Source organism: Mycobacterium sp. NGS69, from assembly GCF_059812165.1.
Genome location: NZ_JCALCD010000014.1, coordinates 40,807 through 62,116 on the forward strand (window position 1 = coordinate 40,807; position 21,310 = coordinate 62,116).

At 67.8% G+C, this 21,310-nt stretch carries 18 protein-coding genes; 10 read left to right on the forward strand and 8 right to left on the reverse strand.

Features of this window, described 5'->3' with window-relative positions; all coding sequences use genetic code 11:
• The first annotated feature begins 27 nt into the window (after positions 1–27).
• Both AC5Y2S_RS27425 and AC5Y2S_RS27430 read left to right on the forward strand, forming a co-directional pair.
• A complete protein-coding gene (locus tag AC5Y2S_RS27425; protein WP_499959659.1) occupies positions 28–888 on the forward strand; it encodes a rhomboid family intramembrane serine protease in 861 nt (286 codons plus the stop codon).
• A complete protein-coding gene (locus tag AC5Y2S_RS27430) occupies positions 885–1,346 on the forward strand; it encodes an SRPBCC family protein (RefSeq protein WP_499959661.1) in 462 nt (153 codons plus the stop codon). Before AC5Y2S_RS27425 ends, AC5Y2S_RS27430 begins: the two co-directional genes overlap by 4 nt.
• Positions 1,347–1,359: 13 nt before the next feature.
• Here the strand turns inward: AC5Y2S_RS27430 and AC5Y2S_RS27435 are convergent, their stop codons facing one another.
• Genes AC5Y2S_RS27435 through AC5Y2S_RS27470 form a run of 8 tightly spaced genes read right to left on the reverse strand, consistent with a single transcriptional unit; the run spans position 1,360 to position 11,874 of the window.
• Positions 1,360–2,520: an NDMA-dependent alcohol dehydrogenase gene (locus tag AC5Y2S_RS27435; protein WP_499959662.1), complete on the reverse strand. Its 1,161-nt coding sequence runs from the start codon at positions 2,518–2,520 to the stop codon at positions 1,360–1,362.
• Positions 2,521–2,545: 25 nt separating this feature from the next.
• Positions 2,546–3,970, reverse strand: a complete 1,425-nt coding sequence (locus tag AC5Y2S_RS27440; RefSeq protein WP_499959663.1) for an aldehyde dehydrogenase family protein — start codon at positions 3,968–3,970, stop codon at positions 2,546–2,548.
• Between the two features lie 16 nt (positions 3,971–3,986).
• On the reverse strand, positions 3,987–5,693 hold the full coding sequence (locus AC5Y2S_RS27445) for a thiamine pyrophosphate-binding protein (RefSeq protein ID WP_499959664.1): 1,707 nt from the start codon (positions 5,691–5,693) through the stop codon (positions 3,987–3,989).
• Positions 5,694–5,695: 2 nt separating this feature from the next.
• A complete protein-coding gene (locus AC5Y2S_RS27450) occupies positions 5,696–6,880 on the reverse strand; it encodes a CaiB/BaiF CoA transferase family protein (protein ID WP_499959666.1) in 1,185 nt (394 codons plus the stop codon).
• Positions 6,873–7,808 carry an SDR family NAD(P)-dependent oxidoreductase gene (locus AC5Y2S_RS27455; protein ID WP_499959667.1) on the reverse strand — a complete coding sequence of 312 codons (936 nt, stop codon included), beginning with the start codon at positions 7,806–7,808 and terminating at the stop codon, positions 6,873–6,875. The genes AC5Y2S_RS27450 and AC5Y2S_RS27455 overlap by 8 nt, the downstream gene beginning before the upstream one ends.
• A complete protein-coding gene (locus tag AC5Y2S_RS27460) occupies positions 7,809–9,656 on the reverse strand; it encodes a flavin-containing monooxygenase (RefSeq protein WP_499959668.1) in 1,848 nt (615 codons plus the stop codon).
• Positions 9,653–10,975: an aromatic ring-hydroxylating oxygenase subunit alpha gene (locus AC5Y2S_RS27465; RefSeq protein WP_499959718.1), complete on the reverse strand. Its 1,323-nt coding sequence runs from the start codon at positions 10,973–10,975 to the stop codon at positions 9,653–9,655. The genes AC5Y2S_RS27460 and AC5Y2S_RS27465 overlap by 4 nt, the downstream gene beginning before the upstream one ends.
• Positions 10,976–11,016: 41 nt before the next feature.
• Positions 11,017–11,874, reverse strand: coding sequence for an SDR family NAD(P)-dependent oxidoreductase (locus AC5Y2S_RS27470; protein ID WP_499959720.1), 858 nt, complete (start codon positions 11,872–11,874; stop codon positions 11,017–11,019).
• A 203-nt stretch (positions 11,875–12,077) separates the two neighbouring features.
• Between AC5Y2S_RS27470 and AC5Y2S_RS27475 the strand changes: the two genes are divergently transcribed.
• From AC5Y2S_RS27475 to AC5Y2S_RS27510, 8 genes are read left to right on the forward strand one after another with little or no spacing between them, the layout of a single operon-like run.
• Positions 12,078–13,700, forward strand: a complete 1,623-nt coding sequence (locus tag AC5Y2S_RS27475) for an SMP-30/gluconolactonase/LRE family protein (RefSeq protein WP_499959669.1) — start codon at positions 12,078–12,080, stop codon at positions 13,698–13,700.
• Positions 13,700–14,440, forward strand: a complete 741-nt coding sequence (locus AC5Y2S_RS27480; protein WP_499959671.1) for a GntR family transcriptional regulator — start codon at positions 13,700–13,702, stop codon at positions 14,438–14,440. The genes AC5Y2S_RS27475 and AC5Y2S_RS27480 overlap by 1 nt, the downstream gene beginning before the upstream one ends.
• Positions 14,433–16,058 (forward strand): AMP-binding protein, encoded by a 1,626-nt coding sequence (locus AC5Y2S_RS27485; protein WP_499959672.1) that lies wholly within the window; start codon positions 14,433–14,435, stop codon positions 16,056–16,058. Before AC5Y2S_RS27480 ends, AC5Y2S_RS27485 begins: the two co-directional genes overlap by 8 nt.
• The gene (locus AC5Y2S_RS27490; RefSeq protein WP_499959673.1) at positions 16,051–16,833 is read left to right on the forward strand and encodes an SDR family NAD(P)-dependent oxidoreductase; all 783 of its coding nucleotides are present in this window, start codon (positions 16,051–16,053) and stop codon (positions 16,831–16,833) included. Before AC5Y2S_RS27485 ends, AC5Y2S_RS27490 begins: the two co-directional genes overlap by 8 nt.
• Positions 16,830–17,957 (forward strand): LLM class flavin-dependent oxidoreductase, encoded by a 1,128-nt coding sequence (locus tag AC5Y2S_RS27495; protein ID WP_499959675.1) that lies wholly within the window; start codon positions 16,830–16,832, stop codon positions 17,955–17,957. Before AC5Y2S_RS27490 ends, AC5Y2S_RS27495 begins: the two co-directional genes overlap by 4 nt.
• Entirely contained in the window at positions 17,954–19,123 is a 1,170-nt protein-coding gene (locus AC5Y2S_RS27500; protein ID WP_499959677.1) for a sulfotransferase family protein, read from the forward strand. The genes AC5Y2S_RS27495 and AC5Y2S_RS27500 overlap by 4 nt, the downstream gene beginning before the upstream one ends.
• A 7-nt stretch (positions 19,124–19,130) precedes the next feature.
• Positions 19,131–19,892 (forward strand): sugar phosphate isomerase/epimerase family protein, encoded by a 762-nt coding sequence (locus AC5Y2S_RS27505; protein ID WP_499959679.1) that lies wholly within the window; start codon positions 19,131–19,133, stop codon positions 19,890–19,892.
• A 24-nt stretch (positions 19,893–19,916) separates the two neighbouring features.
• A complete protein-coding gene (locus tag AC5Y2S_RS27510) occupies positions 19,917–21,125 on the forward strand; it encodes a DUF1214 domain-containing protein (RefSeq protein ID WP_499959681.1) in 1,209 nt (402 codons plus the stop codon).
• Positions 21,126–21,310: the final 185 nt, after the last annotated feature.

The following is a 21,310-nucleotide window of genomic DNA, read 5'->3' on the forward strand; positions in this document are numbered from 1 at the left end:
GACGAGGGAACAGGCAAGATTGGTGCCGTGACCGGCCCCAGCGAACCACAGTGGCAGTCGGCGGGCGTCTGCTATCGGCACCCTGGCCGTCCGACCTACTTGAGCTGCAACCGCTGCGAACGCTATATCTGCCCGGACTGCATGCGCGCGGCCGCGGTCGGTCACCAGTGCGTGGAATGCGTGGAGGAGGGTGCCCGAAGCATTCGTCAGCCCCGGACGCAATTCGGCGGCCGGGAGCGGACGGCCACGCCGGTGGTCACCTACGCGCTGATCGCGATCAACGTCCTGGTGTTCGCACTGCAGATGTCGGTGCGGGGCTTGCAAAGTCAGCTCGTCCTGTGGCCGCCCGCCGTCGCCGACGGCCAGCTGTACCGACTGGTGACGTCGGCGTTCGTGCACTACGGCGCCACTCACCTGTTGCTGAATATGTGGGCGCTGTACGTCGTGGGCCCACCGCTCGAGGTGCTGCTCGGCCGGCTGCGCTTCGGCGCACTGTACGCGCTGAGCCTGCTGGGTGGGTCGGTGCTGGTTTACCTGATCACGCTGAGCACGGCGACAGCGGGCGCATCGGGCGCGGTGTTCGGCCTTTTCGGCGCCACCTTCGTGGTGGCGAAGCGGCTCAACCTGGACCTGCGCTGGGTTGTTGCCGTTATCGCGATCAATCTGCTCTACACGTTCGTCGCTCCGGCCGTGAGTTCCCAACGGATCAGCTGGCAGGGACACGTGGGCGGGCTGGTCACCGGCGGATTGGTCGCCGCGGCTTACGTTTACGCGTCGAGGGAACGCCGCAACCTGATCCAGGCCTCGGTGACGGTCCTGGTATCGGGTGTGTTCGCGGCGTTGATCTGGTGGCGCACAGGTGTTCTCACCGCGGAGCTGTATCTGTGAGCTGGTGGACGGCGCACGCCGAAACAGAGCTGTCCGAAGATGTGCCCGCTGCGCCCGGCGACGTCCGCGATTTCTACGTGGATCTGGACAACATCAAGATCGTGCATCCGCTGATCGTGTCGGTGCAGGCCACGTCGCGCACCGAAACGCCGGAAGGGTACCTGCAGAGCTACCGGGTGGTGGACCGGATTCCGTTGGGGCCGCTGCGCATGCGGATCACCTATCACGCGCGGCTGCACGTCCGGGCCGACGGCGAGGTGGACACCGAGGCCGACCAGTCCCCGGGGGTGCGGCTGCGCGGCACGGTCGCCTTCGCGCCGATCGACGGCGGCACCCGCATCACCGAGCGGATCCGGATCGCCGCGCCCCGGCCGCTCGCCGCGATGACGACGCGCGAGGCCGTCAAGGCCCACATCGAGATGCTGGCCGGGATCCGGCGCCACTTCGAATCCGCGTGAACGGGGCGGCGTTCTACGGGCCGGCGAAATCGATGATTCCGCGGATGTTGCGCCCCTCGCGCAGGTCCGCGAACGCCTCGTTGATTTCGTCGAGCCCGTAGTGGCGGGTGACCAGCTCGTCCAGTTTCAACGCGCCCGCCTGGTAAAGCGACAACAGCATTGGAACGCTCGTGCGTGGATTCATGCCTCCGTAGAGCGCGCCCCTGAGTTGTTTGGCCGACAGAGTCATCTCCTGAAGCACCAACGGAACCGGCGGCTCGGTATACGGGGTGATCCCGGTGAGCACGCATACCCCGCCCTTGCGCAGCAGCGTCATCGCCAGCGGGATCAAGTCCACGCGCACGACGCCGGGAGTGACGATGACGCGGTCGGCCATGACGCCGGCCGTGATGTCTTTCACCAGCGGTATCGCCTCCTCCGCGGAGGTGGCGGTGTGCGTGGCACCGAAGATCTTGGCCGAATCCCGCTTCGACTCAACGGGATCGACGCCGACGACGTAGGTCGCGCCGACCGCGCGGGCCCCCTGCAGCGCGTTCATTCCGACACCGCCGGTCCCGATGACGACGACGGTGTCGCCCGGTTCGGTGCCCGCCGAGACCGTCGCGGAGCCCCAGCCGGTGCTGACACCGCACGAGACCAGTGACGCGGCGTGGAAGGGGATCGCGTCGTCGATCTTGATGACGGATCTCTCGGATAGCACCGCATATTCCGCGAAGGTGCCCAGTTGCCCATAGGCCAACAGGTTTTCGTCGCCGAGGTGCCGGCGGCACGTCCCGTCCGTGGGCATCTCCCTCACGAACAGGGTCGCGCCGACGTCGCAGATGTAGCTTTGACCGTTGACGCAAAACCGGCAATTGCCGCACGCGGGAATGAACGAGAGCGCGACGTGGTCGCCCGGCCGCACCGTCGTCACGCCCGGCCCGGCTTCGGCGACGACACCGGCGCCCTCGTGACCGCCCAGCAGCGGGAACCAGTCCGGCGCGGGCTGGCCGCTCGCGGCCAGCACCTCGGGCGTCGGCACCACGTCGCCCGTGAACACGTGGTCATCCGAATGGCAGATCCCCGCGACGGCCATCCGCACCAGGACTTCACCGGCGCGCGGCGGGTCGAGAACGATCTCGCGGACTTCCCAGTCCTCGCCGACCCCGCGTAATACGGCGGCACGACACTTCATGGCAACCTCCCCGGCGGCGCGCGGCCTACTGGGGCGCGTAGCCCAGGGTGCTCTTGACCTCCAGGTACTCGTGGAACCCGAACTCGCTCCACTCCCGACCGTTGCCGCTGTGCTTGTAGCCGCCGAACGCCGAGTTCATGTCGAACGCGTGGTTGATCGTCACCCAGCCTGCGCGGATCTTGCGGGCCACCTCGCGGGCCTTGTCGAGGTCCGCCCCCGAGACGTAGCCGGCCAGGCCGTAATCGGTGTCGTTGGCGATCTGCACGGCCTGATCGATGTCGTCGTAGCCGAGGATGCACAGCACCGGACCGAAGATCTCCTCGCGCGCGATCGTCATGTCGTTCGTGACGTTGGCGAAAACGGTCGGCTTGACGTAGTAACCCTTTTCCAGCCCCGCCGGCCGGCCCGGCCCGCCGGCCACGACCGTCGCGCCCTCGTCGATGCCCTTCTGGATCAGGCCCTGGACCTTTTCGAATTGCGCCCGCGAGGCCACCGGCCCGATCGCCCTCTTGTCGTCAGGGCTGCCGACTTTCACCTGCTCGGCGACCTCGCGCGCGACGTCGATGGCCTCGGCCATCCGCGAATTCGGGACCAGCATGCGCGACGGCGCGTTACAACTCTGCCCGGTGTTCGGCATCATGTTGGCTACGCCGGCGCGCACGCTGTCGGCAAAGCCCGCGTCGTCGAGGACGATGTTGGGGCTCTTGCCCCCAAGTTCCTGGGTCACCCGCTTCACGGTCGTAGCGGCGTTCCTGGCCACCTCGACACCGGCGCGCGTGGACCCGGTGAACGACACCATGTCGATGTCGGGGTGGCTGGCCAGGGCGACGCCGACGCCGGGACCGTCGCCGTTGACCAGGTTGTACACCCCTGCGGGGACGCCCGCGGCATCGAGGATCTCGGTGAAGATGTAGGCCGAGAAGGGCGCCACCTCCGACGGTTTCAGGATCATCGTGCATCCGGTCGCCAACGCCGGGTACACCTTGACCGCGATCTGGTTGAGCGGCCAGTTCCACGGCGTGATCAGCCCGCACACGCCGATCGGCTCCTTGGCGATCAGCGTCGCCCCGTGCTGTTCGGAGAACGAGAAGTTCTTCAGCACGTCGATCGCCGTCACCAGATGACCGAGCCCGAGTTGGACCTGTGGGCCGGCGGCCAGCGACGGCGGGGCGCCCATTTCCTCGGTGACCGCCTCGGCGAGATCGCCCGCGCGCTTGCCGTATTCGGCAAGGATCGCCTCCAGCAGCTCGAGGCGCTGTTCGCGACTGCTTTGCGACCAGTCGTCGAAAGCGCGCCGGGCGGCGTTGACCGCCACGTCGACGTCGGCGGCCGAGCCGAGCGAGATCTTCCCGGAGACCTGTTCGGTCGCCGGGTTCTCCACGTCGAACGTGTTTGGCCGCACCGGGTCGACCCAGCGGCCGTCGATGTAGAACTTCAGGTATTCGCGCATGACTACTCCTTACTCCCTACTGGGTGCCTTCCGCGTACCAGGTGCGGAATTCGTCGTATTTGGGCATCTCCTCGGAGTTGGCCTTCGGGTCGATGCAGACGTGGACCACGGCGGGCTTGCCGCTGGCGTAGGCCCGCTCGATCGCCGGGCCGATCTCGTCCTCCTTCTCGACGTACTCGCCGTGGCAGCCGAAGCCCTCGGCGACCTTGTCGAGGCGGACGTCTTTGCTCCAGTGCACGCCGGGTTGTGGCGACGGCTGGGGGAAGGTGCGCTTGTAGACGCCCACCTCGAGTCCCCACTGGTGGTCGACACCCACCACGCACACCAGCGGAAGCTTTTGCCGCGCCGCGGTTTCCAACTCGGCGATGTGGAACAGGAACGCCGAATCGCTGGTCAGCAGCATCACCGGGCGCTTGCCGCCCTCGGCGACCGACGCCCCGACCGCGTACGGCAGGCCGGTGCCGAGATGGCCGAAGTTCTGGTTCCAGATGACGTCGCGCGGTTTGGCCTGTGAGTAGGTCCACTGGAAAATGACGGTCGCGCCGCCGTCGCGGACCAGGATGCCGTCTTTCGGGAACGCTCGAGTGGCCTCGACGACGAACCGCGCCGGGTGTATCGGCGTCCGGCCCGTCGGCGCGTTCTCCGCGAGCTGCGCCAGCTCCGCCGCGTCCTGTCTGATCCAGCGGTCGAGGTCGACGGACGCCTTTCTCGGACTGTCACCGAGCGCCTTTACCAGCTGGGGCACCACCCCGCGAAGGTCACCGACCAGGGGGACGTCGATGGGACGGTTGACGCCGATGGCGACCGGATCCTGTTCGACCAGAACCCATTTGCGTTCCCCATCGTTCTGCGCCCAATGGCGGGTCCGGCCGTAGTGGCTCGGTTCGCCCAGCTCCGTACCCAGCGCCACGCACAGGTCCGACTTCACCACCGCCTCGACGGCCGCGGGCGAGAATCCGTAGGCGAAGGTGCGGTCCTCGAGACCCTCGATGAACGACGTGCCGCCCGAGGTCTGGATCACCGGGCAGGCCATCAGGTCGGCCAGCTCTCGGACCGCCGCGCCGGTGCGCGAGGTGTGGACCCCGTGCCCGACCAACAGGATCGGGCTCTGGGCCGCACGGATCAACTTCGCCGCTTCGGCCACCTCGTGCTCGCCCGCGGTCTGGTTGACGAGCCGATACCTTTCGGGCGGAAGCGGATCCGCCACGTCGAGCTCGGCGAGGATGACGTGCGACGGGTACTCGATGTAGGCCGGTCCGGGCGTACCCGACATCGCCCGCCGGATCGCCTCGTGGACGATCTCGTCGGTCTGGTCGGCGTACTCGATCGAGCTGCTGTATTTGACCGACGGCGTGAAAAGGCCTTCCTGCTGGACGAATTGGATGCGTCCGCGCCGGACCCGGCGCTCGGTGATGCGGGCGCGCTGGCCGCCGAGGAAGATCACCGGCGAGTTCTCCACGAGGGCACACATCATCGCGCCGGAGATGTTGGCCACGCCGGGGCCGAGCGTGCCGATGCACAGGCCGGGCTTACCCGTCATCCGCGACGCCGCCTCGGCCATGAATCCCGCGCTCAGTTCGTGATGCGGCGCGACGACGGACCACCCGCGGGCGTCGGCCTCGGTGAACATGTGCACGAAGTTCGGGTCCGGGATACCGAACAGCGTGTTCACGCCCTCGGCCTCGAACAGGTCGAGGATGCGCTGGTAGACGGGCACGGCCATGGTCAAAGTTCCTTTCCGTCGCGAGCGAGATGCCCCCAGCCCGCACCGATTTCGGCCAGCACGTCTGCGGTGTCGGCGCCCAGCTCGGGCGCGGGCCCCGCGACGCGACCCGGTGTCCGGGAGAACCAGGTGGGTACGCCGGGGAAGCGCACCGGTCCGTGCGGGGTGTCGACGGTCTGGAACATGCCGACGGCGTTGAGGTGCGGATCGTCGAACAGCGCGCCGGGCGTGTTCAGGGGCGCGGCGGGTATCTCGAGTTCGCGGAACAGAGCGAGCCACTCCTGGGTGGTGCGCTGCTTCATCGTCTCGGCCAACAGTCCGTAGACAGTGTCGATCTCGCGTGCGCGCTGTTCCAGCGTCGAATACAGCTCGCCGGCCCACGGTGGCTGCACGGCGTCGATGAACGCGTTCCAGTGCTTGTCGTTGTAGATCAGCGCGGCGATGTGGCCGTCGCTGGTGCGGTAGGGACGGCGGTTGGGCGCCACGGTGCGCGGATACACGGCCGGCCCCAGGGGAGGGTCGAACAATGCGCCGTTGGCGTGTTCGACGAGCATGAACGAGGCCATGGTCTCGAACATGGCGACCTCGACTTCCTGCCCCTCGCCGGTGCGCTCGCGGTGGAACAACGCCATGGTCGTCGCGTACAGCGCGGTCAGCCCGGCGACCTTGTCGGCCATGATCGTTCCGACGTAGTCGGCCTCGCCGGTCAGTTGCTGTTGCACCGCGGGCAGCCCGCATTCGGCCTGGATGGTGTCGTCGTAGGCGGGCCGGTCCCGTTCGGGTCCGCGGCGCCCGTACCCGTAGCAGTTGGTGTAGACGATCGCCGGGTTGATCGCGGCGACGTCGTCGTAGGCGAAGCCGAGCTTGGCGATCGCCTTGGCGCGCATCGAGTGGATGAACACGTCCGCGGTCTCGACGAGGCTGCGCAGCGCCCGCGCTCCGGCGTCCGTCCGAAGGTCGAGCACGACGCTGCGCTTGCCGCGGTTCACGTTGACGAAGACGCCGCTCATCCCGGGCGCGGGGCCGACCGAGATGTACCGGGTGTTATCACCCTGTGGGGGTTCGACTTTGATCACGTCGGCGCCCATGTCGGCCATGATCTGTGTGCAGTACGGCCCCATCACCATCGCCGTGAGGTCGATCACCCGCACACCGGCCAGGGGCCCCGCGCTCGTCCGGCTAGCCATGCAGCACTCCGCGATCGCTGGAACGGTGCGCGAGGTCGAAGCTGTAGCGGATGTGCTGTCCATGACCGTCGGGCGCCACCGGAAAGACCAACGGCGCTTCGACGTTTCGGATCGCGTCGAGATGCGCCCCGACGTCCTCGACCGTCCAGGCCGGCCGATGCACGCCGGGGCTCTCGGCGATGACCGCCCGCGCCACCCGGCCCGCCAGCGCGATGAACATCTCGGCGGTCACCGAACAGCTTTCGTGGGCCAGCCAGGCCACCACGGGCGCGACGAGCTCCGGGCCCATGGGCGGGTAGGCCGAGGTGTCGATGCCGTCGGCCATCCGCGTCACCGCGGCGGGGACGATCACGTTGCACCGCACGCCCTCGGCCGCGCCTTCGAGGGCGGCGACGTTCGCCAGCCCGAGCACGCCGGCCTTGGCCGCCGCGTAGTTGGCCACGCCGTGGTTTCCGTACAGACCGCCGATCGAGGACGTCAACACGATGCGCCCGTATCCGGCCGCGCACATCACCGGAAATGCCGGGCGCACAACGTGGAACGCGCCACGCAGGTGCACGTCGAGCACCGCGTCGAAATCTTCGTAGCTCATCTCCTTCAGCGAGCCGTGCCGGACGTTGCCGGCGTTGTGGATGAGGACGTCGAGGCGGCCGTACGTGTCGAGCGCCGCCTCGATGATCGCCTTGCCGCCGGCCGCGGTGGCGACCGAATCGGTGCTGGCGACGGCTTCACCCCCGGCAGCGACGATCTCGCGCACCACATCGTCGGCCGGACCGGCGTCGGTGCCCTCGCCGGTGAGGCCGCCCCCCGGATCGTTGACGACGACCTTCGCCCCCAACGACGCGAGCAGCGTGGCGTAGGCGCGGCCGAGCCCTCGACCACCCCCGGTGACGATCGCCACCCTGCCGTCGAATCTCAAGTCGGCCATCTATGTTCCAAGGACCAGACCGGCGAGGTCGCCTCTTGCGCGCCATTGTTTGAGCAGGTCGTCGAACGCGTAGAAGCCCGGCGAGTAAGGCTCCCCGAGAAACGAGCGGATACCCTCTCCGCCTCCGCCGCCCTCGTTGTTGTAATAGCCTGGCGTGCAGGCCACTTCGAACGCCGAGTTGTCGATCGCGAGGTCCCGGATCGTGGTGACCCAGTCGTCCTGACCCTCCTGACTCGGTTCGACCGTGGTCGCGCCGCGCTTGATGGCTTCGGAAATGAGGTAGGCGATGTGTTCGGCCTGCTGCTCGAACATCGCCGTGGTGTTGGCCGAAACGCCCCCCTGGAGGAAGCCGGTGTGGAACTGGTTCGGGAAACCGCGAGTGGTCATGCCGTGCAGCGTCTTATAGCTGTCACGCCAGTGATCGAAGAGCGACAGGCCGTCGCGGCCCTCGATCGCTTCCATCGCATAGCGGCGGCTGATCTCGGTAGAGATCTCGAAGCCGCTGGCGAAGATCACGCAATCGACCTCGTACTCAACGCCATTGGCGACTATGCCGTTCTCCGTGAGCCGTTCCACACCCTTGGACTCCGACACGTCGATCAACGTGACGTTGGGATTGTTGAAAGTGGGCAGGTATTCGTCACTCGAACACGGCCGCTTGCAGAGGAACCGGTAATACGGCTTGAGCGCCTCGGCGGTATCCGGGTCGTCGACGATGTCGGCGATCCGGCGTCGCAGCCGCTCCATGATCTTGAAGTCTTCCTCCTCGCGGATCGCCATGATCTGCTCGACGCTCAGCGACGCGGGGTCCTCGCTGGCGGCGATTCGCGCGGTCATGTTGCGTCCCAGCTCGGTCCAGAAGTCGCAAACCTGATCCGCCGCGTCGAACACCACGCCCTCGAACGGCGACCACCGATGGAAATTGCGCTTGCGCTCCGCCTGCCACCCGGGCTGCAGCGATTCCACCCATGCCGGATTCGTGGGCTCGTTTCCGCGCTCGTCCACCGACGATGGTGTCCGTTGGAACACGTAGAGGTGCTGGGCATCCCGGCCCAGGTGGGGAACCAGTTGAACACCGGTCGCCCCGGTGCCGACGAGGGCGACCCGCTTGTCGGCGAGCCTATGCAGGCCGCCGCTCGCGTCGCCGCCGGTGTAGTCGTAATCCCAGCGAGCGGAATGGAAGACGTGGCCCTTGAAGTCCTTGAGGCCGGGGATGCCGGGCAACTTCGGCCGGTTGTAGGAGCCCTGCGTCATCACGACGAAGCGGGCGCGGATGTCGTCACCGCGATTCGTCCGCAGCCGCCAGCGTTGGGTCGAGTCGTACCAGCGCACCGTGCGCACCTGGGTGGAGAAGATCGCCCCGTCGTACAGCCCGAAATGCTTGGCGATGCGGCGGCAGTGCTCGTAGATCTCCGCCCCGTCGGCGAACTTCTTGCTCGGCATGAAGTCGAGCTCTTCGAGCATCGGGATGTAGCAGTAGGCGTCGTTGTCACACTGGATTCCGGGGAAGCGGTTCCAATACCAGACGCCGCCGAAGTCCCCGCCCATCTCGATGACGTGGACGTCGTCGACACCGGACTTCTTGAGGTAGGCGCCCGCCAGCAGGCCGGCGATACCACCTCCGAGGACCGCTACCTCGATGTCCTCGGCGATCGGCGCGCGGACAGTCACCGGCGTGTGCGGATCGACTTCGGCGAACTCGGCGAAATCGCCGGCGAGTTCCAGATACTGTTTCGATCCCTCGGGGCGCAGCCGCTTGTCGCGCTCGTGCAGGTACTTCTCGCGAAGCGCGTCGATGTCGATGTCTTGTGGGGTGTCGGTCGGCCCACAGGTGTCGAAGTTCGTCATCGAATCTCTTCCGGCGCACCGGTACCCATGTACTTCGACAGCTGGTAGTGCAGGTTGACGGTGCTGCGCTCCCGATAGGGATTGGGCTTGGTGCCTGGAAAGCCCAGCGACTTCATGCCCTGCTGCACTGCGGCCATGTTGGAGAAGTCCTGCGGCAGAACCGAGCGCCACCTGGGATCACCGACCGGCGTGTACTCCCACTCCGTCTGCGGCTCTTCGCCTTTGGGAAACAATTCGAAGACCGATACCTCGAATATGCACTTGTCGGGGTTGTAGCTCGGGTCGGGCCGGGCGCCGTAGCACAGCGCAACAGTCAGACCCTGACCGATCTGGAAGTTCGGGAAGATCTGCCACGCGGTGCCGGCCTGCCCGAGGATGTCGGGCGGAATCGTCGGCCAGATCACGCCGCGGGCCTCGTCGTCGCGGCGCGCGGACGCCAGCCAGTGCTCGAGGACCTTGTCCGCCGGTGTGCCCTCCGGCAGTTCGTCGACCAGCCGTTTGGCGGCGTTCACCAGCGTCTCGGTGGTCGAGGTGTTGGTTTCCTCCATCGTGTAGATCTGCATCTGGGCGGTCGACACCCGCGGATCGGCGCCGGTGCCGAGGCGGATCTTGGACTTGGTCGCCGCGAGATCGTCCGGGGCGTCATAGCCGATGTTGCTGTGCTTGCCCTGCGCCTTGGCCCACCCCTTGAATTCGCCGAACTTGTTGAACTCCGGATGGGTTGTGTAGACGTGGTAGGTCTCGTTGAACGCCTCCAGCGCGACCTTCCAGTTGCAGTCAAAATACAGCCATTTGCGCCACTTGTAGCGCATGTTCTCACACCCGAACGGATCGAGGATCTTGGCGGCGGGAAACAGATAGTCGGCCAGCGGCTCGCAGTCAGGGTCCATGTTGATCCACAACCAGCCGCCCCACGTGTCGACCTTGACCGGCCGAAGGTGGGTGTTCTCCGGGGTCAGCGCATCCTGCCAGTCCTGTTGCTCGCGGATGTGGGTGCACGCACCGTCCAGGCCGTAGGTCCAGCCGTGGAAGCCGCACACGAACGACTTGCGGGCGCGGCCGCAGGCGTTCTTCGCGCCCTGCGGCGTGTCGATCAACCGGCGGCCCCGGTGCATGCAGACGTTGTGGTGCGCGCGAAATTCGTTGTCTGCGCTGCGAACAACGATGATCGAGTCGTCGAGGATGTCGTAGGTCAGGTAGCTGCCCACCTCGGGCAGCTCTTCGACGCGGCCGACCTGCTGCCAGACCTTTCGCCACAGCTTGTCGCGCTCGGCGCGGGCGTAGTCCTCGCTGATGTAGGCCTCGACGCCGATCGTCATGGGTTTCGAAAGTTCTTCGGTCGCTTGGACTTCCGTGTCAGTCACGACATCCTCCTAATGGCCGCGCGGAAGGATTCGTCTTTGAGGAACAGCGAGGTGTTGTCGGCGCCGAGATGGCTCCACTTGAGGTCGAGGCCCCCGTCGACGAGCAGCGTCTGGCCGGTGATGTAGCTCGACAGGTCCGAGAGCAGGAATAGGATGGCGCCGGCCTGCTCCTCGGGCCGGCCGCGCCGGCCCATCGCGATCGCCTGCCGATCCCGGTCCGGGTCCTCGTCCACGTAGGTGCGCGAGGCCGCGGTCTCGGTGACGCCCGGCGCCACCGCATTCACCCGGACCCCGGACAAAGCCAACTCGAGCGCCATCGTGCGGGTCATCGCCGTGATCGCGGCCTTGGCGGTCCCGTAGGCGATGTGAAACGGCGCGGTGTTCATGCCGCTGATCGACGAGATCGACACGATCGACCCGGGCCGCTGCTGCGCGACGAGTTCGGCCGCGACGGCCCGGCTCATGAAGAACGCGGTTTCGAGATTGTCGGTGAAGATCTTGCGCCAGTCGTCGCGCGTCACCCGTGTCGACGGCATCCACGTCGACGGCTCGGCGCCGCCCGCGACGTTCACCAGACCGTAGAGGCTCCCGTCGGCGCGCCGTGCGTGGTCGATCACCGCGGCGATGCCCTCGTCGGTCGACGCGTCGGCCGCGACGGGCACCACTGCCAGGCCTTGTTGAGCCAGCGGGGCGACGTGCTCGTCGAGGTTTTCCTTCGACCGGCTCACCGCGATCACGGTGGCCCCCGCGCGGGCGGCCATGGCCGTCACGGTCGTGCCGATGCCGCCGCCACCGGCACCGGACACCACGACGATGCGACCGTCGAGCGCCAGCAGATCCTCGCGATCGTCCATGACCTGCTTTCCCCCGCCGCCCACGGGATCCACGGCACTGCTTGTCCGGACAAAATACTGCGTTCTGTCCTTTGGAGAACACTATTCCCATCGGTGGACTGGGCTGTCAAGACCGAGACCGCCTGCTCCGGAGGCTATTGTCTGGACTAAGCGGAGTTGATAGCGTCCAGCTCAAACGGCTGGCGGAAGGACCTCGGCACGGCATGTCCATTTCACGGGGCGTTGCAACGCGGCCATCCCGGTATGCGGTCCCGCAGTCGATCGACGTCGCCGACGACTGGCGGCTCGAGCGGGTCACCGCGGCAAGCCGCCTGTTCGGCGCCAACGGCCTGCGCACCGGTCCGGACGGGCGCGTGTACATCGCGCAGGTGACCGGCAGCCAGATCAGCGCGCTGGATCACCGCACCGGGGAGCTGGCGGTCGTGAGTGCCAGGGGCGGCGAGATCGTGGCCCCCGACGACGTCGCGTTCGACGCGCGCGGCAACCTGTACGCCACCGAGGTGATGGACGGCCGGGTCAGCGTGCGCGACAACGCCGGTCGGACCCGGGTGCTGCGCGACGACGTTCCGTCGGCCAACGGCATCACCGTTCACCGGGACCGCTTGTTCATCGGCGAATGCCGCGAGGGCGGGCGCCTGCTGGAGTTGAACCTGAACGGCGGGCCGCCGCGGGTCATGTTGGACGGCGTGCCCTCCCCGAACGCGATGGAGGTCGGCCCGGACGGGCTGCTCTATTTCCCGGTGATGGGCGCCAACGAGATCTGGCGCGTCGATCCCGACGGCGGCGAAACACAGTGCGTCGCGGGCGATCTCGGCGTTCCCGACTCGGTCAAGTTCGACTCGCAGGGCTACATCGTCTCGACCCAGGTGGCCAGCGGGCAGGTGCTGCGCATCGATCCGCGCAGCGGCGACCGGCGGCTGCTCGCCCAGCTCAGTCCGGGCCTGGACAACTGCACCCTCGTCGGCGACCGGGTGCTGGTGTCCAACTTCACCGGCGAGATCACCGAGATATCACCGGACGGCGCGACGCGAACGGTGCTGCCGGGTGGGCTGAACTGGCCGCTGGACCTGGCGGTGGGCCACGACGGGCGGCTCTACATCGCCGACGGCACATACTTCTATGCCGCCGCGCCCGACGGGTCGTTGCAGACCGTGGGGATGTTGTTCAGTCCCGGCTACCCCGGCTTTTTGCGCGGCCTCGCGTCGAGCGGGCCCGGCGAGTTCGTCGTCACGACCTCTGGCGGCCAGGTCGGCCGTTATCGGCCGACGGCGAGCGAAACCGAGGTGCTGGCCGACGGTTTCGACCAGCTCTACGGAGTTGCGGTCGGGCCGGGGGGCGTGGTCTTCGCCGAGTTGGGCACCGGGCGGGTGCTGTCGTTGCGGAGGGGCGGTATCGACGTGCTGGCCAGCGACCTGCGCGAACCGGTCGGCGTCGCGATCGGCGCGGACGGGGCGTGCCTGGTCGCGGAGGCCGGCGCCGGACGGGTGGTCGGAGTGAATGGGTCGCGGATCGACACTGTGGTCGCCGATCTGCAACGACCCCAAGGCATTTGCGTGCACGACGGGGTGCTCTACGTCGTCGACGCCGGTGCCAAGGAGTTGGTCGCGTTCGATGCGACCACCGGGGTTCGGCGGACCATCGCGTCGGGTTTACCCGTCGGCCCCCCGGCGGGTGTGGTGCCCAAGCCGCTGAAGGGCATGCCGCCGTTCTCCGGCCCGCAGGGCCCCTTCGCCGGGATCGCGGCCGCGGCCGACGGGACGCTCTATGTCTCCGCCGACGGGGACGGCAGCGTCCTGGCATTGCGCCGACTGCGGGACGGCCGCTGATGTCCCAGGCCATCTCGAGCGAGCACCGCTATCTGCAGATCGCGCGAACGCTGCGCAAAGAGATCGTCGACGGCGTCTACCCGGTGGGTTCGCAGTTGCCGACCGAACACCAGTTGTGCGAGCGCTTCGCGGTCAGCCGCTACACCGTCCGCGAAGCGCTGCGCCGGCTGCGCGAGGACAACCTGGTCGCGTCGCGGCCCCGTGCGGGGACCCGGGTGGTTCCCCGGCCGGCGTCGAGTTCCTATGCGCAGGACACGATGTCGATTGACGACCTGCTCGCGTTCGCGTCCGGAGCGCGGCTGAACATCGAGTCCAACGAGATGGTGACGATCGACGACGAACTCGCCGCACAGACCGGGCTGCCCGTCGGCACGCAGTGGCTGTCCGTGCGCGGCTACCGGCGGGCCGACGGCGCGTCGGCGCCCCTCTGCCGTACGGAGTACTACATCAACCGCGATTTCGCCGCCGTCGGCCGGCTGCTGCAACGCCACACCGGCCCGATCTTTCCGTTGATCGAGGACCTGTTCGGGGTGAGCATCGCCGAGTTGCGGCAGGAGATCGCCGCGGTGCTGCTGCCGCCCGGGCTGGCCGACGGCCTGGGGGTCGTGGCGGGCACGGCGGCGCTGGAGATGCGGCGCACCTACACGACGTCCGACGGCGAGGTCGCTCAGGTAACGGTCAACACCCACCTGTCGTCGAGCTTCCGGTACGCCATGACGATGCGCCGCGTCAATGATTAGGGCGGGTGCACTGATAGACGCGGCACGCGCGGCGGAGGCCTACCGGCGCGGGCTGTGGGTGACGACCACGCTCGCCGACGCGCTGCGCGCGGCCGCGGAGGCCTCACCGCAGCGAACCGTGTTGGTGGACGGGGACACTCGGCTCGACTGCGCCGCGCTGTACAGCCAGGCGACCCGGTTGGCCAACGCCCTGCTGGAGCGCATGCCGACCGGCAGCGCGGTGTCGTTCATACTGCCGAACTGGCACGAGGCCGCGGTCGTCTACCTGGCCGCGACCGTGGCCGGGATGGTGGTGAACCCGATCCTGCCGTCGCTACGCGACCACGAGTTGCGTTTCATCCTCGAGGACGTCGAATCCGCGATGATCTTCGTCCCGCACCTGTTCGGCGGTCACGACTACGCCGCGATGCTCGAACGCGTGACCGCCGCGATGAGCCCCGCCCCCGAAGTGGTGGTGCTGCGTGGCACCGAAGCCGGCCCGCACACGCCGTACCCGGCCCTGCTGCAGGAGCGGCCGGATCCGGCGCCGCTGCCGGCCCTGGATCCCGACGCCGTGCGGATGGTCCTGTACACCTCGGGCACCACCGGCCGCCCGAAAGGCGTTCTGCACAGTCACAATTCGATACACGCGCTGATCCGTCAGATCCGTGACCACTGGAATGTCGAGCCGGGTGACACCTTCCTGGTCCCCTCGCCCGTCGCCCACATCGGCGGGTCGATCTACGCGTTCGAATGTCCGCTGCTGCTAGGCACGACGGCGGTGCTCATGGACCGGTGGGACCCGGCGGCGGCCGTGGCGCTGATGAACGGTGAACACTGCACCCACATGGCCGGGGCGACACCGTTTTTGCGGCAGCTGCTGGCCGCCGCCGAACGCGCCGAGGATCGCCTGCCCGACCTGAAGGTATTCATCTGCGGCGGCGCCTCGGTGTCGCCGTCGCTGATCCGGCGCGCCACCGAATATTTCGACCGAGCGGTCGTCACCCGGGTGTATGGCTGCACGGAGGTGCCCGTCGCGACCGTCGGCGCGCCCCGGCGAGACGAGACCGACCGAGCCGCGGACACCGACGGGCGGGCCGGGATCGCCGAGATCAAACTCGTCGCGCATGACTCCGCTCCGGACGGCGACGGGGAGATCTGCGTCCGCGGCCCGCAGATGCTGCTGGGCTACCGGCACCGGCAGGACGACGTCGATTCGTTCGATGCCGCAGGGTTTTTCCGCACCGGGGACCTCGGGCGCTGGGTCTCAGCTGGTTTGAAAGCCCAATACCTCGTCGTGACCGGCCGGGCCAAGGACGTCATCATCCGCAACGGCGAGAACATCTCGGCCACGGAAGTCGAGGACCTGCTGGCCGACCACCCCGGCATCGCCGAAATCGCGATCGTCGGTGTGCCCGACGATCGAACCGGGGAACGGGCGTGCGCGGTGATCGTGCCCGCGGGTGAGCCGGGTGGGTCAAAGCCGGGCGTCGCCGACCTGCTCGCGCTGCTGCAAAGCAAGGGCGTCGCGAAATTCAAGGCCCCGGAACAGGTGGTCATCTGGGATGCGCTGCCCAAGAACGACGCGGGCAAGATCCTCAAACATCAGATCCGGGCGGCTCTAACACGGGATGGGTGAGATGCAGGTCGCAATCGTCACGGGCGCAACCAGCGGCATCGGCTTGGGCTGCGCACAGAAACTGGCCGACATGGGAATGGCGGTCCTGGGCACGGGCCGCGACGAGGATCGACTGGCCCAATTGCAAGAGTCCATCGCCGACCCGGCGCGGGTCGCGACCGTCGCCGTCGACCTGACCCATGACGACGCGCCGCGGCGCATCGTCGAGGCCGCCGTCGAGCGCTGGGGCCACATCGACTTCCTGATCAACAACGCCGGGGTCGGCAACCCCAAGCCGGTACACGAAACGGACGACGAAACACTGGACTACTTCCTGGGTTTGATGCTGCGGGCGCCGTTTCGGCTCACGCGTGAGACCCTGCCGCACATGGGGCCCGGGTCGGCGATCATCAACATCACGTCGACCTTCGCCGTCGTGGGCGGGCTTCGCGGCGGCGCCTACTCCGCCGCCAAGGGCGGGCTGACCGCGCTGACCACGCACATCGCCTGCCAGTACGGCCCCGCCGGCATTCGCTGCAACGCGGTTGCGCCCGGCGTGACGGTAACGCCGATGGTCGAGAAGCGCCTGCAGGACGAGCGATTCCGCAAGATCAACACCGAGCTGACGCCGCATCAGCGGCTGGGCACCGTCGACGACATCGCCAGCACCGTCGCGTTCCTGTGCTCGCCGGGCGGGAGCTTCATCAACGGGCAGACGATCGTCGTCGACGGCGGCTGGAGCTCGACCAGGTACATGTCGGACTTCGCGCTGAACTCGGAGTGGGTCGCGCGGTGAAGGTTTCGCCCGCCGCGTTCGTGCGCACCACCCTCCCGCTGGACCTGTCCGGCCTGGCCGAGCTGGATACCGGTCGGTACCACTCGATTTGGCTCCCCGATCACATGGTGAGCTTCTGGCCCGATGCGCTGTGGACCCCCGAGTTCACCGACCTCGCGACGGCATCGCCGTCCCCGCATCGCCACCTCGACGGCATGGCCGTCGCCGCGGCCGCGGCCGTGCTGACCGACACCGTGCCGCTGGCGACCAGCGTCGTGGACACGGTGCGCCGCCATCCCGCGATGCTGGCGCAGAGCGCGCTGACAATCGACCATCTGTCGCGGGGGCGATTCATCCTGGGCCTCGGCAGCGGTGAGAGCGAAAACATCCTGCCCTACGGTTTCGACTTCGCCCGGCCCGTCAGCCGCTTCGAGGAGGCGCTGAAAGTCATCCGCCTGCTTTGGGACAGCGACGCGCCGGTGGACTTCGAGGGGCGCTTCTACCGGCTGAGCCACGCCCGGCTGGACACCGAGCCGTACGACGGGCGCTTCCCGCCGATCTGGATCGGCGCCAGCGGACCCCGGATGCTCGACATCGTCGGGCGTTACGCCGACGGTTGGTGGCCGGCCGGGGCATGGACCCCCGAGCACTACGCCGAGATGCTCGGCGCGGTAAGACAATCGGCCGAACGGGCCGGCCGCGACCCGATGGCGATCACACCGTGCTACGTGCAGGTTTGCCTGATCGGCGAAGACGACGACGCGATCGAGCGGATCGTCCGCGCCCCGCTGGTGGCCGCGTTCCTGCTGCAAGTATCGGCGGACGTGCTGCGCCGCTTCGGCTTCGACCATCCGATGGGCGACGACTGGGGCGGGTTCCACGACATCGACCCCACGACGCTGACGCGTGAACGGATCATCGACTTCCTGGGCCGGGTCAAGCCCGAAGCGATCCGGGCGGTCGTGCCGCACGGCACGCCCCGACAAGTTGCCCGGATCATCAAGTCCTATGTGGACGCCGGGCTCCGCGTTCCCAAGGTCCTGGATTACGGGGCGATGGCCGGACTGGAGTTCAGCGCCGCGTCGGCGGCCAACGTCCGCAACACGGAAGACGAACTGTTGGCATTGTGTGGAGGCCAACCATGACGGCCCGACTCGATGCCAACGCGATGCTCGCCCGCGCGCAGGCCGAGACGGGACTCGATGACTACGGCGACCCGACACTGCCGGAGCGATTCCGGTTGGCCGTCGACCACCTGAGCGGTATCGACATGGGCGCCAACGGCATCGAGCAGGCGAAAGGTGTCTGTCATTGGCTGCTGACGTCGCGGCTCGAGCTGATCGAGGATCGCAACCGCTACCCGATCCCCGCCGAGGTGGTCGATCACCCGATGTTCGTGACGGGGGAGCCGCGCTCGGGGACCACGCTCGTGCACGCCCTGATGGCGGTGGACCCGCATGCACGCGCGCTGCGCTTCTGGGAGGTGATGTACCCGTCGCCGCCGCCGGGCCTCGCCGGCCCGGACGACCCCCGTCGGGCCCGGGCTGACGCCGACTGGCGCGAGATCAACGCGAAGATGCCCAAGTGGCTGCTCAGCCACCCGTACAACGACATGCTCGGCGACGGCCTCCCCGAAGACGAGCGCACCTGGGCCTTCGACTTTCGGGTAATGACTCCGACCGCGTGGTGGCGGGTGCCGATGCAGACTCTCGTCGGCGGCCTGCCGACGGACCCGGCCGCGCAATACCGCCTGCACAAGGCGATGCTGCAACAGTTCCAGTACAGCCGGCCCCGAAAGTACTGGGTGCTGAAGGGATTCCACGGCTTTCGCCTCGAGGAGTTCTTCGATGCTTATCCCGACGCGAACCTGCTGTGGTTGCATCGCGACCCGGTCCAGGTGGCGGCGTCGCGCACCATGATGATGGCCGACATCCTCGACGGCATCGTCGGTCCAATCGATCTCGCGGTCGAGGCGAAGAAGCACCTCGAGATGACCCGCGCCAGCATCGCCAACACCATGTCCAACCCGATGGTGGCCGACCCGCGGATCCTGCACGTCCCGTACAGCGACTTCATCGCGGACCCGGTCGGGACCGTCGGCCGCTACTACGCCTTTTGCGGGCGCGCCCTCACCGGCGAGGCCGAGGCGGCGATGCGTGATTACCTGGCCCACAACCGCGGCGACCGCTACGGGAAGTTCCGGTACTCCACCACCTTGCTGACCGACATCGGTGAGAACCTCGAAGACCTGCACGCCGAATTCGCGCCGTTCCGGCAGCGGTTCGGGGTCAGCATCGAAAAGCGCGATTGAGACGCGCATGCGCGCACTGTCGGTCCACAACGTGACGTTCCTCGGGGCGGATACCGCCGAGCTACACCAGAATTGGACGGCCCTTGGCTTGCGACAGCTGAGCGTCCTCGACGCGCAACTGCTCGAACCCGCGTTTGTTCGCCTGATTCGATCCGAAGGGTACGCGGTCGAGGCGGTCTACCACCTGTTCGGCGGCGGCGCGGAGTTGTCCCGGCTGATCGATGCCGCCGCGGCCACGGGTGCGCGGTGTATCTACATGCTCACCGGCGGGCGGGGCGGGCTCACCTGGGAGCGGGCGGCGGAGCGGTTTTGTCGCGCTGTCGAGCCGTGCGTGCGACAGGCGGAGCAGGCCGGCGTCGGCCTGGCCATCGAGAATGCGTCGAGCCTCTACGCCGATATCCATGTCGCGCACAGCCTGCGTGACACGATCGCCCTCGCCGAGCTGGCGGGGCTCGGCATCTGCATCGACCTGTTTCACTGCTGGGCCGAAGCCGACCTCACGGGCCTGCTACGTCGGGCGCTGCCCCGCACGCAACTGATCCAATTGAGCGACTACGTGCTGGGGGACCGGGCCCTGCCGGCCCGCGCGGTACCCGGCGACGGCGCGATCCCGATCGAACCTTTCGTGGCTCAGGCGGTGGCCGAGGGCTATCGGTTCGGTTTCGACCTGGAACTGCTCGGCCCGCGCATCGATGCGGAGGGCAGGTTGGCGGCGGCCGCGCGGGCGTGCGCGACGGTCAGCGCGATGCTCGACAGGCTCGGCGGCTGAGAAGCCGAGAAAGGCAGGGGCGCAGTGGCTTTCGGTGATGGACCCGACGATGCGGCACTCGACCGAGCGTGGGGCGAGTTCTGCGAGCGATTGCGAGCCGCCGGCAAGCAGGCGTTCAAGGATCTCAACGCGGCCTCCGGTTTGCAGCGCGCGGATGCGTTCCGCTTCCTGACCCAGAACCTGGGGCAGGCCTTCGACCTGGCCCTGGAAACCCGCGACACCCGCTATCCGGTGCTGCACGCGTTTTGCAACCCGACCCGAAAGCTGGGCGGAGACTGCGCCGATTTCACCTACCAGCAGGCGTGGATCGACGGCGAATCGAGCTACCGGATCACCGGAACCCGCGGCACCGCCCCCTTTTTCAACATCACCGTGCAGGGCGCACGTCCGGGTGGCCCGGATGTCCTGCACGAGCCGTTCGGCGACGTGCCGGAGGTGAACCTGTTCGGTCACCAACTCCGCGTCGAGCCGGACGGCACCTTCGAGCTCTACGTCGGTGGTCGTGAGCGCGGCCCCAACTGGCTACCGACCACCGCGGATTCGCGCAAGCTGTTCATCCGCCAGGGCTTCGACGGCTGGGACGAGCGCCCCGCCCGGATGCGCATCGAGCGGGTCGACATGACCTCGCCGAAGCCGCTGCCCACTCCCGACACGGTGGTCGAGGCCATGCGCTGGGCCGGTGATTTCGTCACCGGGCTGATGAGCGACTGGCCCGAGTTCCCGTTCACCCACGGCGGCGTCGACCACGAACGTCCGAACCGGTTCCCGCGCCCGGACGCCTCCGATGCGGACGGCAAACGCGGCCGAACCGCCGCCAACATGTACTGGGAACTGGGCCCCGACGAGGCCCTCATCGTGGAGTTCGCTGCCCACGAGGGCTTGTGGATGATCACGAACATGGGGGCCTACTTCACCAGCATGGACTTTCTCTACCGGCCGGTCAGCTACACCCCGAGCCGCGCATCGGTCGACGACGACGGCAAAGTCAGACTGATTCTGGCCCACCGGGACCCGGGCTTCCGCAACTGGATCGATACCCAGGGATTCGAACGCGGGAACCTCACCTACCGCCACATGCTCGCGGGTCAGCCCGCCGCGCTGATGACCCGGCTCGCCAAACACGCCGACCTCGCGCACGTGTTGCCGCCGGAAACCGCGCGCGTCACGAGCGCCGAACGCACCGCATTGATGTGGGAACGCTTCGACGGGATCCGCAACCGATTTCCCCTCTGATGCGGCTTCGGGCGCGCGTGTCTTCCGCGTATCCGGGCTGACGCGCAATTAGGCTGGCTGCGGTCAAGAGGAGGGGCAGCGACGTATCGGCATCAATCTTGGCGCCGGGCGACAGAGTGGCCAGGGCGCGTTAACCGCGGACGCTGAGCCGGGCGGGAGGTACCCCGCACCGGCGCGTTCTGATC

Excerpts from the sequence above, each read along its gene's own strand:
- AC5Y2S_RS27435 (WP_499959662.1), bottom strand. The coding sequence starts at position 2,520 with ATGAAGTGTCGTGCCGCCGTATTACGCGGGGTCGGCGAGGACTGGGAA.
- AC5Y2S_RS27440 (WP_499959663.1), bottom strand. The coding sequence starts at position 3,970 with ATGCGCGAATACCTGAAGTTCTACATCGACGGCCGCTGGGTCGACCCG.
- AC5Y2S_RS27445 (WP_499959664.1), bottom strand. The coding sequence starts at position 5,693 with ATGGCCGTGCCCGTCTACCAGCGCATCCTCGACCTGTTCGAGGCCGAG.
- AC5Y2S_RS27450 (WP_499959666.1), bottom strand. The coding sequence starts at position 6,880 with ATGGCTAGCCGGACGAGCGCGGGGCCCCTGGCCGGTGTGCGGGTGATC.
- AC5Y2S_RS27455 (WP_499959667.1), bottom strand. The coding sequence starts at position 7,808 with ATGGCCGACTTGAGATTCGACGGCAGGGTGGCGATCGTCACCGGGGGT.
- AC5Y2S_RS27460 (WP_499959668.1), bottom strand. The coding sequence starts at position 9,656 with ATGACGAACTTCGACACCTGTGGGCCGACCGACACCCCACAAGACATC.
- AC5Y2S_RS27465 (WP_499959718.1), bottom strand. The coding sequence starts at position 10,975 with ATGACGATCGGCGTCGAGGCCTACATCAGCGAGGACTACGCCCGCGCC.
- AC5Y2S_RS27470 (WP_499959720.1), bottom strand. The coding sequence starts at position 11,874 with ATGGACGATCGCGAGGATCTGCTGGCGCTCGACGGTCGCATCGTCGTG.
- AC5Y2S_RS27475 (WP_499959669.1), top strand. The coding sequence starts at position 12,078 with ATGTCCATTTCACGGGGCGTTGCAACGCGGCCATCCCGGTATGCGGTC.
- AC5Y2S_RS27480 (WP_499959671.1), top strand. The coding sequence starts at position 13,700 with ATGTCCCAGGCCATCTCGAGCGAGCACCGCTATCTGCAGATCGCGCGA.
- AC5Y2S_RS27485 (WP_499959672.1), top strand. The coding sequence starts at position 14,433 with ATGATTAGGGCGGGTGCACTGATAGACGCGGCACGCGCGGCGGAGGCC.
- AC5Y2S_RS27490 (WP_499959673.1), top strand. The coding sequence starts at position 16,051 with ATGGGTGAGATGCAGGTCGCAATCGTCACGGGCGCAACCAGCGGCATC.
- AC5Y2S_RS27500 (WP_499959677.1), top strand. The coding sequence starts at position 17,954 with ATGACGGCCCGACTCGATGCCAACGCGATGCTCGCCCGCGCGCAGGCC.
- AC5Y2S_RS27505 (WP_499959679.1), top strand. The coding sequence starts at position 19,131 with ATGCGCGCACTGTCGGTCCACAACGTGACGTTCCTCGGGGCGGATACC.